Here is a 15,809-nt window from a genome sequence, read left to right on the forward strand (position 1 = left end):
TGTTCTCCTCAGCGCAGCAGATAGGGGATGCTGACCTCGACCGCGCCGGTGGGGCAGTCGGTCTCGCAGGGCAGGCAGTACCAGCATTCGTCGAACTGCATGAAGGCCTTCTTCTTCACCAGGTCGATGGCCAGCACGTCGAGCGGACAGACGTCCACACATACGGTGCAGCCTTTCTCGGCGATGCATTTGTCTTCATGGACTTTGACCGGCACCTGGGTCAGGGTGGTGGCGATGCTCATGGCGGAATCCTCTGTTCGTTGGGGTATCTGGGCGGGCGGCGGGTGGCTGGCCGGAATCAGGCGGCCTCGGCCTTGCGCTCGACGCGCAGGCGCTGGTAGGCGTCGCGCTCGTCGTCGTCGATCTGCACGACGTAGGGCTCGACGGCCTTCTTGGCCATGCTCATGCTGCCGTCGGCTCCCTTGCTCAGCAGGGTGTGGCAGAACCAGTCGGCGTCGTTGCGCTCGGGGTGATCGACGCAGTAGTGGTACAGGCCCCAGCGGCTCTCGGCACGGAACATCGATGCACGTGCGGCCATCTCGGCGCAGTCGATGATCGACATCGCTTCCATCGCCCGCATCAGTTCGTGCGGGTTGGTCGCCACCATGGTTCGGGCGTCCTCGCGTACCTCGTCGAAGCGGCGCAGGCCGATCTCGTACTTGCGCGTGATCTTCGGCGGCTGCAGGTAGTCGTTCACCAGGCGGCGGGTCTTGTACTCGATCTGGAACGGCGTCAGCCCTTCGCTGCGCTGCAGCGGCGCCGAGATGCGGGCCTGTTCGGCAGCCACCGCGGCCTCGTCGATTTCCGCGCCGGCGGCCGTGCTGCAGTACTCGGCGGCGTTGTAGCCGCAGATACGGCCATAAACGAAGGCGCCGAGCATGTAGTTGTGCGGCACGCTGGCGCAGTCGCCGGCGGCGTACAGGCCGGGCACCGAAGTTTCGCCGCGCGCGTTGGTCCAGATGCCCGAGGCGCTGTGGCCGCTGCAGAAGCCGATCTCGGAGATGTGCATCTCGATCATCTGCTTGCGGTAGTCGTTGCCGCGCTTGTCGTGGAAGCGGCCGCGGCTGGGGCGCTCGTTGGTGTGCAGGATGTGCTCGATCTCGCTGATGGTCTCTTCGGCGAGGTGGTCGAGCTTGAGGAACACCGGGCCGTTGCCGCTCTGCAGCTCGCGGTAGAACTCCAGCATCATCTGGCCGCTCCAGTAGTCGCACTCGATGAAGCGCTCGCCCTTGCCATTGGCGGTATAACCGCCGAAGGGGCCGGTGACGTAGGCACAGGCGGGGCCGTTGTAGTCCTTGATCAATGGGTTGATCTGGAAGCACTCGAGGTTGGCCAGTGCCGCACCGGCGTGATAGGCCATGGCGTGGCCGTCGCCGGAGTTGGTCGGGTTCTCGTAGGTGCCCATCAGGTAGCCGGATGCAGGCAGGCCGATGCGGCCGGCGGCGCCGGTGGTGATGATCGCGGCCTTGCAGCGGATCACGTAGAAATCCGCGGTGCGACAGTCGAAGCCCATCACGCCGGTCACTTCGCCGTTGGTCCCGGTCAGCAGGCGGGTGACGACGACGCGGTTGGTGATCTCCACCCGTGCGCGCTTCATCTGGCGGTAGAGGATCTTCTTCATGTGGTGGCCTTCCGGCATCGGCAGCACATAGCTGCCGAGGTGATGCACCTTGCGCACCGCGTAGTCGCCGGTCTCGTCCTTCTCGAACTTGACGCCCCAGCGGTCCAGCTCCTGGATCATGTCGAAGCTGTTGGCCGCATAGGCCATCACCGCTTCCTGGTCGACGATGCCGTCGTTGGCGATGGTGATTTCCTTGACGTACTGCTCGGGCGTGGCGTGGCCGGGGATGACGGCGTTGTTGAGGCCGTCCATGCCCATCGAGATCGCGCCGCTGCGCTTGACGTGGGCCTTGTCGATCACCAGCACCTTCAGCTTGGGGTTCTTTTCCTTGGCCTTGACCGCTGCCATCGGGCCGCCGGTGCCGCCGCCGATCACCACCAGGTCGAATTCCATGTCGATGCGTTTCATTGCTGCTCCTTGAGTCGGAAGTACGTCTTGCGGTGAGGGCGCCGGTGACTGGCGCAGCGCAGGCTGTGCGGCATCGGCTCCCACGTTCCGGCCGGCATCGCTGCCAGCCATGTTCATCGCGGCTGTCCTGCGCCTGGGGGCAGAACCTTATGCCGCTCCGATTCGGTCACGAACCAATATGAATTGCTATCCATTCCATGCCCGTGAATAAGTCGGACGGCGGAACGAGCCGGTTTCAGCTGCGGTCGATGCGCAGGCGATACTGGAAGGCATCGCCGCGGTAATAGAGGTATTCGAAATCGACGGGCGTCTCGCCGGCGTGGGTCATGCGCTCCATCCTCAGCAATGGCGCGCCTTCCGCGATGCCGAGCCGGCGGGCGAGAAACTCGTCGGCGCAGATCGCCTCGATCTGCAGGTCGGCATGGGTGAGATTCAGGCCGTAATCGTTTTCGAGGATCACGAATATGTCGCGCGTGGCCAGGTCTTCCTGGATCAGGCGCTGGCCGATATCCAGCGGGAAATAGCTGACATCGACCGAAATGGGTTCCCTGTTCAGGTAGCGCAGGCGCTGTATTTCGAAAACCGTGCTGCCGAGATTGAGCGAAAAGCGCTGGGCAACGACGGCGCTGGCCTCGATTTCACGTGCGCTCAACAGCCGGGAACAGGTTTCGTAACCCGCTGGCGCCATGGCCTCGCCGAACCCCTGAAGCCGGGAAAGGCTTTGGAAAGCCTTGGGTTTCGCGACAAAGCTGCCCTTGCCCATGATCTTGAAGATCAGGCCTTCCTTTTGCAGATCGCCCAATGCCTGCCGAATCGTGATCCGGCTGACGCCGAATGAGCTCATCATCTGGCTTTCGGATGGAATCTGCGAATGAGGCGCCCACCGGCCATCGAGAATATATCGCCTTAGCGTTTCCCGAATTTGGGTATGGAGCGGAACCGGAGAAATGGGTGTGACACCGTCCCTGGCTTGCTGACTGGCATGCATGTTTCCGATTTGGGGCATATCGATCACCTGAATTGCTCAACCTGTCATGACAGGTCATGTCTAGCAATTGCAGTGCCAGTTTTCCGCGTTGCACAATAAAATATAATTCATTGTTTTTATTGAATATTTATTTTTATTCTGGAACTGGGGTGCGGCACTGCACGAATGCCGCGCACTGGCGCAGTGCGACATGCACCACATTCGTTCGGGCGAATGGCGGAAATGAGTGCGGAAAAGCCGCTCAGCGGGAAAGGAATGAAGCGGGATCGAGGATGGCAGGCAATGCCGCCATTGCGCCCGCGAGCAGAAGCAGGGCGAGAACCAGATGGCGGAGCAGGCGTTTTTCGATATTCTGGTACAGCTTCACGCCGAATGATCCGCCGACATGGAATAGCGGAAACAGCAGCAGGCCGGAAAGCAGGACCGAATTCGACATCAATCCCGATAACAGCAGGAGTGCGCAGGACACCGGATAGAGCAGCGCAAAGAAGATGACGAAGTTGGCGCGCGCCCGGTAAGGATCATCCTCGATGCTTGCCAGGTACAGGATCGCCGGCGGTCCGCCGACGCCGCTGAAGCCGGTCAGCATTCCGCTCAGCCCGCCGACTGCTGCAGATGCCCTGCCCGAGCGCAGGTTCGGCAGGCGGATGCCGGACATCAGCACCAGCGCGCTGGCCATGACGCCGAAACCGATGATCGGGCCGAACACCTTGCCCGGAATCCGGGTCGCCAGCCACATGCCCGGCGCCAGTCCGCAGATTGCGGTGATGGTCAGCGGGCGCACGACGCCGGCATCCATGTCCTGCCAGGCCAGGCGCATGTTGCGCGGACTCAGCGGCAGCACGCTCAGCAGCGTGATCAGGCACAAGGTGTCGCGCGGCGACATCACCAGGCTGAACAGTGGCGCCATCAGCAATGCAGCGCCGAAGCCGGTGAGTCCGCGCACGATGCCGCCGGCGGCGACGGCGAGCATCAGCAGAATGGATACGGGGAGGGAAGGAAGAAGGCTTGCTGTCGTGGCCAGTGCGTCCACGCCCGGCTCCAGGGGAAAAGTGACAGATGCGCGGGGCGCTTCGCGGCTGCCTCAGCGAGATCGGATGCTGGCGCCGCTTGTGGCCTCAGTGTGACACAGGACGGAGATGCTCGCTGTTTTCCACCTCCGTGCCGGCCTCCATCATGCCAGCCACTTCACCAACCCGAAGCCGGCCACCAGCAGATAGGACCACAGCAGCAGGGCCAGCACCCAGACCTTCGTGCCTGCCGCCCTGATGTCGGCGATGCGGGTGAGCATGCCGAGCGCGGCCAGGCCGCTTGCCAGCAGCGCATCGGCGAGCAGGGCGCCGGGCTGGCGCAGGGCTTCGGGCACGAGGCCGGTGAGGTTGAGGACCAGCACGGCGAGGAAGAACCACAGGAAAGCCGGGACTTCGATGCGTGCGCCGTTGCCGGTCCGTCGTTGGCCGGCTTGCAGCGCGATCCACAGCACCGCGGGCGCCAGCAGCATCACGCGCAGCATCTTCTCGACCAGCGCGGTGCTGGCCGCATCGGGGCCGACCATCGCCGCCGCGGCGACGACGTGGCCGAGCTCATGGACGGTGAGCCCGATCCACAGCCCGAAGTCGGCGCCGGACAAGCCGGTCAGCGGCATCAGCAGCGGCATCAGGTACATCGCCAGCGTGCCGCAGATCACCACCGCGGCGACCGCCGATGCCACCTGCCGCGCCCGCGCGCCCAGCACGCCGTCGGCGGCGGCGACCGCTGCCGCGCCGCAGATCGCGCTGCCGGCGCCGATCAGCAGTGCCAGGCTGGGCTCCAGCCCCAGGCGGCGGCCCAGCAGGCGCGCCAGCAGCAGCGTCGAGGTGACGATGACACAGGCCAGCGCCAGTCCTTGCCAACCCACCGAAGAGAGGTCGGCAAAGCTCAGCTTCAGGCCGTACAGCACGATGCCGGCGCGCATGAGCGTGCCGCGCGCAAGCGCCAGGCCGTGGCTGCCGGACTGCGCCAGGCTCGGCCACAGGTTGCCGACCACCATGCCGAGCACGATCGCCAGCGGCAGCCATCCCAACCCATGGCTGGCCAGTGCCGGCAACGCAGCCAGCCCTGCGGCAGCGGCAGCGAGCGCGAAGCTGGTCAGCAGGCCGGTGCGGGTGTCCAGGCGCAGGATGGAGGTCATTATGTCTTCCAGTTCTATGTTCAGTTTTGCTGGGCATAACGATAGAACGGCGCCTAGAATTCTTGTAGGCAATGAAAGTTAAGTTTGAATTCCTCCGGGTTATGCATGAACCTGCATCTGCTCAAGATCTTCGTCCAGGTCGTCGAAGAGAACAGTTTTTCGCGCGCGGCCGAAACGCTCGGCATCAGCCAGCCGGCGGCATCGAAATCGGTGCGCGAACTCGAATCCCAGCTCGATGCCGTGCTGCTGGAACGACGTGGCCGCTTCTTCGAGCCGACCGAGGCCGGCCAGGTCCTGCTCGAATATGGCCGCAGCCTGTTCGCGCTGGAGCGCGAAGCGGACGAAGCGCTGCGCGCGTTCAACGGCCTGGGGCGTGGCCGCCTGCGCATCGGCGCGAGCACCACGATCGCGACCTACTGGCTGCCGCCCTTCCTGCGCCGCTTCCACGACCGCCATCCGGGCATCACGCTGCAGGTCGTGGCTGCCAACACCCACCAGATCGCTGCCCGCCTGCTCGATTGCGAGGTTGACGTAGCCTTGGTCGAAGGTGGGATCGACGATGCGCGGCTGGAGATACGCCCATGGCGCAGCGAAGAGATGATCGTGATCTCGCCGCGCGAGGCCTTGCTGCCGGTGGCTGGCGACGAGGCGGAACCCTGGGGGCCGCAGACGACATGGATCGTGCGTGAGCGCGGCTCCGGCAGCCGCGATGCCACTGAGGCGCTGTTGCGCAGGATCGGTGCCGAATCGGCGGAGATCATCGAGGTGGGCAGCAACGAAGCCATCGTGCAGGCCGTCGCAGCCGGCATCGGCTGCGGCGTGGTGCCGCGAATCTGCGCCCGCGATGCGCTTGCCCTCGGCCGCGTCCGCCGCCACGTCCCCGTCAGCGGCCCGATCGAACGGGCGCTCTACCGCCTGCGCCTGCCGCACCGGCCGGTCAGCCCTGCCGCGCTGGCTTTCGAGGCTTTGCTGGCAGTACCGGAGTCGGCCGAGGATTGAGCGGAATCAGGCGCTCAATTCGGCTGCGCCCACCACACCGACATCGGCACCGCGAACAGCTTTTCGCCGAAAGGGATCGTTTCCCGCCCGGTGTAGAGCACGATGCCGCGCTGGAAGCGTTCCGGCTCGGTCTCCTGCAGGTGCTTGAGGCCTTTGAAATCCTTCCGGTCGACGCTTGTGGCCGCCTTGACCTCGATGCCGGTCAAACGGCCCTGGCGGTCTTCGAGCAGGAAGTTGACCTCGGCGCCGGTCTGGGTGCGGTAGTGCCAAAGCGACAGGCCGCGCGCCGAGAAGGCGAGATGCTTGAGCAGTTCGGCGGCAACGAAAGTTTCGACCAGATCGCCCGGCAGACCTTGGGCGGCGTCGAGAGCGGCGGCGTTGTGGCCGCAAAGATGGGCGAGCAGGCCGGAATCGGGCAGGAAGATCTTGGGCGCCTTGACCAGGCGCTTGGACGGGTTGCGTTCCCAGGCGGGAATGCGCTGGACGAGGAAAAGCGTTTCGAGCAGGGCGAAGTAGCGTTTGAGCGTGGTTTGCGCCAGGCCGCTGCTGCGCGAGAGCTCGGCGAAATTGAGCAGGCTGGCGCTGCGGTGGGCGAGCAGCTGGACGAGATTGGGCATCTCGGTGAGCTGTTCCAGATGCGCAAGTTCGCGCACGTCGCGTTGCAGCACGGCTTGCAGATAGCTGTCGAACCAGGCTTCGCGGCGGCGCGGCGTGCTGCGTGCCACGGCTTCCGGAAAACCGCCGGCGAGCAGCGCGTCGACGAAGAACCCGCGGTCACAGGCCGGCAATGGCTGCTCGGCGATTTTGCCGTCGAAAAGCCAGTCGACCCGATTGAAATGTGGGAAACCCGCCTGCTCCGCGCAGGACAGCGGCGTGAGCTGGACGATCTCCATGCGCCCGGCCAGCGAGTCGGCCAGCGCCGGCAGCAGCATGACGTTGGCCGAGCCGGTGAGCAGGAAGCGCCCTGCCTGGCGGTCGCGATCCACCGCGGCCTTGATGGCGAGGAAGAGCTCGGGGGCGCGCTGGATTTCGTCGATCGCGACCGGTCCGGTGATTGCCGTGATGAAGCCGCTCGGATCGGAGCGTGCGGCAGACAGCGTGGTGTGCTCGTCCAGCGTCAGGTAGCGGCGCGGCGTGGATTCGCGCAAGGACTGGGCGAGCGTGCTCTTGCCGGTCTGGCGCGCGCCGTTGATCAGGACGACGGGCGTATCGGCCAGGGCTTCGAGCAGCTGGGGCGTGATGTGGCGATCGAGCATGGCGCTCACTCTACGCCGTTGAGTGGCTGAAAATCAACCGCCAAACGGCTGAAAATCATCCATTGAACGGATGATTTTCAGCCATCAGAACGTCAGCGCCCGCCATGCCGGATCGAGTGTGCGGCCGATGAAGGCAGCGGCGCCGGCCTGGCCGCGGACTTCGGTGCGCAGCGCTTCCGGTACCACGCCATGGGCCTGCATCGCAGTCGGGCAGGCATACAGCCGGGTGCCGTAGCGGACGGCTTCGTGCAGGAAGTGGGACAAGGGCGGCATGCCGCTGCCCTGCCCGCCCGGATACAGCGTTTCGGCCACACCGGGCACCAGCAGGCGGACCGAGCGGGCGGTGAAATACATTTCGACTTCTGCATCCATCGCGGCGGCGACGGCGGCGAAATGGAAAGGCGTGGCGCACAGATGCGGGCTGTCCGGATCAACTGCCCAGACGAGGATGGCGAGGTGCTCGCTCATTCGCGCAGGCCTTTCGCGCCTTCGCCCAGCAAGGGCGCCTGGAAGCCTTGCAGGTCATCGAAGCGCCACAGGTCCATCTGCGCGGCGATGCCGGCGCGGGCCTCTTCCCAGCGCAGCAGGTGGCTGGCCGCATCTGCCGGCGCGATGCGCAGCCGTGCCAGCCAGGCAGCATAGGCGTTGGTATTCATCTGCGCGGCGGAGTACGACAGCGCCTCGTTGCCTTCGACCAGCATGGCCTCGACCGGCGTCTTCACCGGGAACACGGTCTTGCCCGCTTCGAGCAGGCCGAAGGCGCGCCCGGCGGCCAGCGTGCGTCCGGCCGGCTTGGGCGTGAATAGCAGGATTTCGCCGGCGATGGCGACGCCAAAAGGTGTCACGCCGACGCGCCAGACATCGTCCGCCTCGGCGGCAAACCACAGGTGGTTGGCCGGGTCGTAGCGGAGGTCTTCCGGAAAGCTGCAGCCGCGGAGTTCAGCCATGGCGGATCGTCGGAAAGGATGGCGGAAGAGAATGGGAGTCGAACCCACCTGGGACCGGCTGACGGCCCCACCTGGTTTTGAAGACCAGTCGCCCCACCGGGGAACGCCTCTCTTCCATCGGAGCGGGGATTGTAGCCCGCTGGGCTGGATTCTTCACCCAGCGGAAATTCGCGCTTGATCTCCGTCATTGCCGTATACCCAGGGGGCTGGAGAAACTTGGGGCGTGGCTATAATCGATCCGCTCCGAACAGCATTGCTGCCATGACCACTGTCCGCCCTTCGCGCTTTATCGCCTGGATCGCCGCCTTCGCGGTGGTGCTGGCTGCGCTGATGCCCACGCTTGCCCAGGCGGTGGCTTCGGCTGGCGGCGGGCAGGTGAAATGGATGGAGCTGTGCACCGTGGCCGGCATGAAGCTGGTGGCCGTGCAGGACAATGACGATCCGGCCAGTTCCGGCAGTGACAGTCAGGGCATCCTGAAGGTCGCGCATTGTCCTTATTGCTGCTCCCATGCCGGCAGCTTTGCCCTGCCGCCTTCGGCAACACCTCTGCTGGCGGCACCGCTCGCCACCTGTCGGCAAGCTGCCTTCCTGCCGGTTGCGCACAAGGCACTCCAGCGCTGGGGCATCTTCCTTTCCCGCGCTCCCCCGGCACTTTCCTGATCGCCTCGTGCTGCACGCCGCCGCTGTTCTCCCGGACACGGCGAGCTATCTCTCCGGTCCTTTGGGAGCTGGCTGGTCGCCACGTCGGCAGCACGCGTTTTCGTAAGCAGCGGGCACCTGCATGCCCGCTGCTCCGCTCGACTGGTACGTCCTCGATCCCGAGGGCGCTGCATGGGGGGCAATCCCCCGCAAGGAGAGGAAGCATGAGAAGGAAAGTCGTCGTATCGCTGTTCGCCGCATTGCTGTCGTCCGCCGCATTGGCCCAGGTGGAGGTGGCCGAACCCTGGGTGCGTGCCACGGTTGCGCAGCAGAAAGCCACGGGCGCCTTCATGCGGCTGACCGCCGCCAAGGATGCACGCCTGGTCGAGGCCCGATCCCCGGTGGCCGGCGCGGTGGAAATCCATCAAATGAAGATGGAAGGCGACGTGATGAAGATGAACGCCATCCCTGCGCTCGACCTGCCTGCCGGCAAGACGGTCGAACTCAAGCCCGGCGGCTATCACGTGATGCTGCTCGGCCTGCATGCCCAGGTGAAGGAGGGCGAGATGGTGCCGCTCACGCTGGTGGTCGAGGACCGCGACGGCAAGCGCGAACAGATCGAGGTGCAGGCACCGGTGCGTCCGCTGGCCGCAGGGCGCGAAGCCCAGCACGATCGCGGCCATGCCATGGAGCACAAGCACTAAGACGACGTCCGCATGATCCGCTGATTTGAGCGCCGTTTTTTCCTTCAGTCCATGATGCCGCGTTCCTTGCGCCGTATCCGCCTGTTCGCCCGTTTCGCCGTGCTGGTGATTCTGGTGGGCACGCTCGCGCCCTCGCTGATGCAGGCCAGCGTGCGTGCGGCCGATGTCGAGCGCTGGATGGAAGTGTGCTCGGTCGCCGGCATGATGCGCATCGCCACTCCGGCGGCCGATGCGGACGGCGATGCCCGATCAGCCAATACGCTCGACCTTCGCTATTGCCCGCTGTTCGTTCCGCTGGGCGGCCATGTGGCGCTCCCCGGCAGCCTGGCATGGCTGCCGCCGATGCTGCCGAAAGCGCATGCACAACCCGTCCATGCAGACCTGCCCGCCGTTATTGCGCGAACCTGGCGCAAGACCTTGCCGCGTGGCCCGCCGGATTCCTCGATGCCGTTCATCGCTTTCGCCTGAAAGCACCCGGCTCCTTCGGGCGCCGGCACACCTGCCTTTCCCGACGGCACCGTACACCGCCACGCCGGCTGCGCATGGCGGCGCTCGTCCGTGTCGATCGAATCCGCTTCAAGGAATCCGACAATGAAATCCCTGCCGTCTCCCAGCCGTCTGGCATTGGCGTTGTGCGCCATGCAGGCCGGCATGCTTGCCTCTCCGGCGGTATCCGCCGCCGACACCGAAAACGCCTTGGGTGCCGTGGTGGTCACCGCGCCCACCAGTGCCGAGCCGCTTACCGTGGTCACCGACCCGAAAGCGCCGCGCCAGCCCATTCCCGCGCATGATGGCGCTGACTTCCTGAAGAGCATTCCGGGCTTCTCGGTGATCCGCAAGGGCGCCACCGACGGCGATCCGGTCTTCCGCGGCATGGCCGGCTCGCGCCTGGGGATCTTCCTCGACGGCCAGGAAATCTACGGCGGCTGCGGCGGCCGCATGGATCCGCCGACGGCCTATGTGTATCCCGAGTCCTACGACCGCGTGACCGTGCTGAAAGGGCCGCAGACGGTGCTCTACGGCGCGGGTTTTTCGACCGGTGCGGTACTGTTCGAGCGTGACTTGCGCCCTTTGAAGGAAACCGGCTGGAGCCTGAACGGCAGCCTGACGGTGGGCAGCTTCGGGCGCAACGACCAGGTCATCGACGTGAAGGGCGGCACGCCGCAGTTCCAGGTTCGCGCGGGCGCCACCTACGTGGATTCCAACGACTACGAGGACGGCGACGGCACCCGCATCCATTCGCACTACCGGCGCTGGAACACCCAGGCCGCACTGGCGTGGACGCCGGACGAGCACACCGCGCTGGAGCTGTCCGCGGCGCGCAGCGACGGCAAGGCGGCTTATGCCGACCGCGGCATGGATGGTTCGCGCTTCGCGCGCGACAACGTCGCGCTGAAGTTCGAAAAGCGCGAACTGTCGCCGCTGGTGCAGAAAGTCTGGGCACAGGCCTACTACAACTACGTCGATCACGTGATGGACAACTACAGCCTGCGCGACCAGCCGCTGGCCAACCGCTTCTCGGCGATGAACCCGGATCGCATCACCGTGGGCGCACGCGCCGGCATCACCCTGGCGCCGGGCGAAGCCTGGAGCGTCACCCTGGGTGCCGACACCAAGCGCGATACGCATCGTGGCCGCAACGTCATGAACGCATCCAGCAGCGATGCCGCGAAGGCTGCCTTCCGCGATCAGCCGTATGAGGAGGACATGAGCTTCCGCCAGTTCGGTGTGTTCGGCGAGATGGCCTACACCATGGCCGACGGCGGCCGCGTGGTGGGTGGTCTGCGCGTGGATCGCCATGCGGCCAAGGACAGCCGCCATTGCGTCAATGGCATGTCCATGAACGGCATGTGCATGATGGCGCCGATGAACCAGACCCGCGGCAAGACCGACCGCGACACCCTGAGCAGCGGTTTCCTGCGCTACGAGGGCCTGTCCGAACTGGGCAACTGGTACGTCGGCCTCGGCCATGCCGAACGCTTCCCCGATTACTGGGAGCGACTGCTGCGCGACGAGGACACGTTGAACAGCGCCTTCCTCAGCATCGAACCGGAAAAGACCACCCAGCTCGACGTGGGCATGAACTGGCAGCATGGCGCATGGAACGGTTCGGTATCGGCCTACTACGGCAAGGTGCAGGACTACATCCTGCTGAAGTGGGTGGCGCCTGCCCGCGTGCGCAACGTCGATGCCACCATCTACGGCCTGGAAGCCGATGCGACCTGGCGCTTCGCGCGCAACTGGAGCACGACCGCCACGCTGGCCTGGGCGCAGGGCGCCAACGACACCGACGGCAAGGCACTGGCCCAGCAGCCCCCGCTGGAAGGCCGGCTGTCGCTGGACTACGACGACGGCAGCTTCTCCTACGGTGCGCTGCTGCGCGTGGTCGCAGCACAGAACCGCGTCGATATCGGCTCCGGCAACATCGTCTCGAACGGCCAGGACATCGGCAAATCCTCCGGCTTCGGCGTGTTGTCGCTGAATGCCGGCTGGCGGCCGAAGAAGGGCGTGCTGCTGACCGCCGGCATCGACAACGTGTTCGACCGTACCTACGCCGAGCACCTGTCGCGCACCGGGGCATCGCTGCCGGGCTTCGTGTTTCCGGCCGACACTCGCATCAACGAGCCGGGCCGCAATGCCTGGCTGAAGCTGCAGGTCGCGCTGGATTGAAATCCGTGCGGTGTCTCGTTTGCAGCAATGCCGCACCACCCGCGGCACTGCTGCAAGTCCTGTCGGCCGCTGTCGGGCTACGCGTCCTCGGTGATAGGCGGTTCGCCGCGCAGGATGTGGGCGCGCTGGCTGCCTTCGCCGACGCGGCGGGTGAAGCCGAAGCGGTCGAAGAATTCGAGGATCTGGATGGCGCGCTTGCGGCCGCCGCCGATGCGGTCGCGGAAGTCGGCGGCGCGGATGCGGCCGTCGTTGCCGGCGGCCAGTTCGCGGACGATGCCGATCATTTGGGCGACGATCGCGCGCGGATAGAACAGGTCGCGGACGATCTGGAACACTTCGCCGCGCATCGCCACGCGGCGCAGCAGGCGGCGGACTTCGACCTCTTCCATGTTGCAGCTCGCGGCGAGATCGCGCACCCAGGGCGGATCGAAAGCGCCGTCGGCCAGGCGTCGCAGGATTTCGTCGGCGCGAACCCGCTCGGCGGGCGAAAGCTCGGCGGTATGGGTCGGCAGATGCCAGGCCGAGCCGGCGCGGCGCAGGCGATCGTCGACCAGCAGGCTTTCGAGGCGGGCCAGGAAGATCGCCGGCGGCAGTTGTGGGGCGCACATCCGGCGCAGGCGTTCGCGTTCCACGCCCGGTTCGTCGGCAAAGGCTTCATGGTGCGCTGCCAGGCGGGCGAGGATGCGTTCGGCGAGTGCTTCCCAGGCCACAGGCGAGAACAGCCGGGTGCCGCCCTTGGTGGCGACAACGTCCACCTCGGGCAGGCGCTGCTGCCAGGACGGTGCGTCGGCACTGTGCAGGTTGTGGGCGGTGGCCAGTTCCCCGGCGTCGGCGCCGAGTACGGCGGCGTCGATCAGCGCACGCAGGCGAACGTCAACGTCACGGTGTTCGAGCGCCGCCAGCAGGGCGAGGCGTTCGGGCCGGCGGCGATGGCGCGCGGGCGGGAAGGGGTCGAGCACCACGCCGCCGCCCAGTGTCTCGCGGCCGGCGGCGTCGCGGATCACGATGCGGTCGCCGCAGCAGGCGAACAGCGGGCGGTCGAGCACGGCCTGCACCAGGCCGTCGTCCCCGCCCTTCAGGCCGCCCGCCTCCAGCGCGCCGTCGAGCAGCACCAGCCGTGCCATCGCATGGCCGCCGGCATGGTGCAGAGTCACGCCCGCCCATTGCCCCAGCTTGCGCCGCAGCTCCGGCAGCAGATGCAGGCGCAGGTCGAGGCGGTCGGTGCTACGTATCGGATGCGGCGACAGCAGCCAGTCGCCGCGCTCGATGTCGCGGTATTCGATGCCGGCGAGGTTGACCGCGCAACGGCTGCCCGGCCCGCCGGCCTCGGCCTTGCGGTTGTTGACGTGCAGCCCGCGCACCCGCAGTTCGCGCGCCTCACCGCCCGGCCGGGCCAGCAGCACGGTATCGCCGACGCGCAACTGGCCGGCATGCACGGTGCCGGTCACCACCGCGCCAGCGCCGGCGATGGCAAAGCGGCGATCCACCACCAGGCGCAGGCCGCCTTGCACGCTGCGTGCATCTTCGGCGGTTGCTACCGCTTCGAGATGGGTGCGCAGTGCCGCCACGCCCTCCCCGTTCTGTGCCGACACCGCGAACACCGGCGCATCGGCCAGCCGGGTCGGCGCCAGCAGCGCCGCCACTTCGGTACGGACTTCCTCGATGCGTTCATGCGGCACGCGATCGCTTTTGGTGATCGCCACCGCGCCGCGGTCGATGCCGAGCAGATGGACGATGGCGAGGTGCTCGCGCGTCTGCGGCATCACGCCGTCGTCGGCCGCCACTACCAGCAGGGCGAAGTCGATGCCGCTGGCGCCCGCCAGCATGGTCGGGACGAATTTCTCGTGCCCCGGCACGTCGATGAAAGCCAGCGTCCGCCCTTCGCCATCGCCCGCCAGCGGTGCATAGGCATAGCCCAGTTCGATGGTGATGCCGCGCTGCTTCTCTTCCGGCAGGCGGTCGGTGTCCACCCCGGTCAGGGCGCGGACGAGCGTGGTCTTGCCGTGGTCGATGTGGCCGGCGGTGCCGATCAGCATGAGGAAGTTTCCTGTGTCGGGGCGAAGGAAAGGCCGGGCTCAGGCCAGCCTGAGATACCGCTGGTGGCGCGTGAGATCTCTGCTCATGCAAGCTCTCTTTACTTTGCGGCTCTTTTAGTTAAAGAAAGCACAGTATCTTTAACTAACGAACAGTTCAAGGTAACGGTCGAAAGCATAGACCCGGCCGCGCTGCTGACCCGTGATCTCAATCAGAATCTCTTTATCGATCAAAGATTTGATCAGGCTGTTGGCCGTCGGGGTGGAAATGCCCAGTGCCTTTTCCAGCTCTGCCGCGTCCAGAACAGGTTTGCGGTACAGCAGGTGGATGGCCTGGCGGGCCAGAGAGGCCCGCTTGCCCATGTCCATCGCTGCCTGCTCCGCCTCCGTGCGCAGTGCCAGAATCCTCTGGAAGACATCCCGCCCCTTGCTGGCGGTCTGGGCCACGCCGTTCAGGAAGAAGCGCAGCCAGTGGGACAGGTCATTACTCGTGCGCACCCGCATCAGGGCATCGTAGTAGCTGGCCCGGTTGCGCTCGAAGAAGTCGGACAGATACAGCGAAGGCTTGGCCAGCAGGCCGTGGCTGACCAGATACAGCGGGATCAGCAGCCGGCCGATGCGGCCATTGCCGTCCAGAAAGGGGTGAACGGTCTCGAACTGGTAGTGGCTGATGGCGATACGGATCAGGTGAGGGACCACGACCTCTTCGTTATGCCAGAATTTTTCCAGATCCCCCATCAGTGTCGGCACGTTTTCGTGATGCGGCGGGATGAAGGCCGCATCTGCCAGGTTTGAACCGCCGATCCAGTTCTGGCTGTTGCGGAATTCGCCGGGCTGCTTGTGGTCGCCGCGTACGCCACGCATCAGAATCGCGTGTGTCTGTTTGAGCAGACGGTTGGACAGCGGCAGGGTTTTCAACTCGGCAACGGCAGTATTGATGGCCTCGATGTAGTTGCGCACCTCTCGCCAGTCGTCGCGTTTCTCCGGGCGGATGTGTTCTTCCGACATCAGCGCTTCGTCGATGCCGGTCTGGGTGCCTTCGATCTTGCTGGAAGTCTGTGCCTCCTTGACGACGTGCATTTCGATGAACAGATCGATGTCCGGCACGATCAGCGAGAAGGCATTCAGCTCACCCAGTGCCCGCGTGGCCTGTTCCAGCAGTGCATTGATGGTCGGATCTTCCCATCGCCACTCATGGTTGACCGGCACCGGCTCGAAGCTCTTGTACTGGTAGCGTTGCTGCCATTGGCCGGCTTTGAAGGTTTCGATTTTCATGCAGCTTCTTTGAAGGTGAGCAGGCGATCGCGGTAGTGCCCAGGCAGATGCGATCCTGCCGTCCTTCAGTGCGGGATCGGAACACCGAAGCTCCGAATC

At 65.6% G+C, this 15,809-nt stretch carries 15 protein-coding genes and 1 tRNA gene; 5 read left to right on the plus strand and 11 right to left on the minus strand.

All coding sequences use genetic code 11. From position 1 onward, the window contains the following. Positions 1-8: 8 nt before the first annotated feature. The 5 genes from QM748_RS15745 to QM748_RS15765 form a co-directional block, all read right to left on the minus strand. Positions 9-242, minus strand: coding sequence for a ferredoxin family protein (locus QM748_RS15745; RefSeq protein ID WP_110526524.1), 234 nt, complete (start codon positions 240-242; stop codon positions 9-11). A 56-nt stretch (positions 243-298) separates the two neighbouring features. Beyond that, complete coding sequence (locus tag QM748_RS15750) at positions 299-2,029, minus strand: fumarate reductase/succinate dehydrogenase flavoprotein subunit (protein ID WP_415247854.1); 1,731 nt, start codon at positions 2,027-2,029, stop codon at positions 299-301. 235 nt (positions 2,030-2,264) lie between these two features. Continuing rightward, a complete protein-coding gene (locus QM748_RS15755; protein WP_415248083.1) occupies positions 2,265-3,035 on the minus strand; it encodes a GntR family transcriptional regulator in 771 nt (256 codons plus the stop codon). A 223-nt stretch (positions 3,036-3,258) separates the two neighbouring features. Continuing rightward, positions 3,259-4,050 carry a TSUP family transporter gene (locus QM748_RS15760; protein ID WP_415247855.1) on the minus strand — a complete coding sequence of 264 codons (792 nt, stop codon included), beginning with the start codon at positions 4,048-4,050 and terminating at the stop codon, positions 3,259-3,261. 141 nt (positions 4,051-4,191) lie between these two features. Continuing rightward, positions 4,192-5,187, minus strand: a complete 996-nt coding sequence (locus QM748_RS15765; RefSeq protein ID WP_415247856.1) for a YeiH family protein — start codon at positions 5,185-5,187, stop codon at positions 4,192-4,194. Positions 5,188-5,292: 105 nt separating this feature from the next. On the opposite strand from QM748_RS15765, the gene QM748_RS15770 reads away from it, so the two are divergent. After that, positions 5,293-6,186: a LysR substrate-binding domain-containing protein gene (locus QM748_RS15770; protein ID WP_415247857.1), complete on the plus strand. Its 894-nt coding sequence runs from the start codon at positions 5,293-5,295 to the stop codon at positions 6,184-6,186. 14 nt (positions 6,187-6,200) lie between these two features. On the opposite strand, the gene QM748_RS15775 is transcribed toward QM748_RS15770, so the two are convergent. The 4 genes from QM748_RS15775 to QM748_RS15790 form a co-directional block, all read right to left on the minus strand. Further along, positions 6,201-7,442 (minus strand): ATP-binding protein, encoded by a 1,242-nt coding sequence (locus tag QM748_RS15775; RefSeq protein ID WP_415247858.1) that lies wholly within the window; start codon positions 7,440-7,442, stop codon positions 6,201-6,203. Positions 7,443-7,526: 84 nt separating this feature from the next. Continuing rightward, a complete protein-coding gene (locus QM748_RS15780) occupies positions 7,527-7,910 on the minus strand; it encodes a DsrE family protein (RefSeq protein ID WP_415247859.1) in 384 nt (127 codons plus the stop codon). Continuing rightward, a complete protein-coding gene (locus tag QM748_RS15785) occupies positions 7,907-8,389 on the minus strand; it encodes a glycine cleavage system protein H (RefSeq protein ID WP_415247860.1) in 483 nt (160 codons plus the stop codon). The genes QM748_RS15780 and QM748_RS15785 overlap by 4 nt, the downstream gene beginning before the upstream one ends. A gap of 19 nt (positions 8,390-8,408) precedes the next feature. Beyond that, positions 8,409-8,505: transfer RNA gene (locus QM748_RS15790), tRNA-Sec, on the minus strand. A 58-nt stretch (positions 8,506-8,563) separates the two neighbouring features. Between QM748_RS15790 and QM748_RS15795 the strand changes: the two genes are divergently transcribed. The 4 genes from QM748_RS15795 (at position 8,564) to QM748_RS15810 (ending at position 12,402) form a co-directional block, all read left to right on the plus strand. Then, positions 8,564-9,049: a DUF2946 domain-containing protein gene (locus QM748_RS15795; protein WP_415247861.1), complete on the plus strand. Its 486-nt coding sequence runs from the start codon at positions 8,564-8,566 to the stop codon at positions 9,047-9,049. 203 nt (positions 9,050-9,252) lie between these two features. Continuing rightward, the gene (locus QM748_RS15800; protein WP_415247862.1) at positions 9,253-9,732 is read left to right on the plus strand and encodes a copper chaperone PCu(A)C; all 480 of its coding nucleotides are present in this window, start codon (positions 9,253-9,255) and stop codon (positions 9,730-9,732) included. A 54-nt stretch (positions 9,733-9,786) separates the two neighbouring features. Then, entirely contained in the window at positions 9,787-10,200 is a 414-nt protein-coding gene (locus QM748_RS15805) for a DUF2946 family protein (protein ID WP_415247863.1), read from the plus strand. A gap of 123 nt (positions 10,201-10,323) precedes the next feature. Then, a complete protein-coding gene (locus QM748_RS15810) occupies positions 10,324-12,402 on the plus strand; it encodes a TonB-dependent copper receptor (RefSeq protein ID WP_415247864.1) in 2,079 nt (692 codons plus the stop codon). A gap of 77 nt (positions 12,403-12,479) precedes the next feature. Here QM748_RS15810 and selB read toward each other — a convergent pair whose 3' ends face one another. Further along, on the minus strand, positions 12,480-14,438 hold the full coding sequence (gene selB, locus QM748_RS15815) for a selenocysteine-specific translation elongation factor (RefSeq protein ID WP_415247865.1): 1,959 nt from the start codon (positions 14,436-14,438) through the stop codon (positions 12,480-12,482). 138 nt (positions 14,439-14,576) lie between these two features. Then, positions 14,577-15,710 (minus strand): Fic family protein, encoded by a 1,134-nt coding sequence (locus QM748_RS15820; protein ID WP_415247866.1) that lies wholly within the window; start codon positions 15,708-15,710, stop codon positions 14,577-14,579. Between the last annotated feature and the right edge of the window lie 99 nt (positions 15,711-15,809).

This window comes from Thauera sp. (assembly GCF_047601425.1).
In the GTDB taxonomy this organism is placed as follows: domain Bacteria; phylum Pseudomonadota; class Gammaproteobacteria; order Burkholderiales; family Rhodocyclaceae; genus Thauera.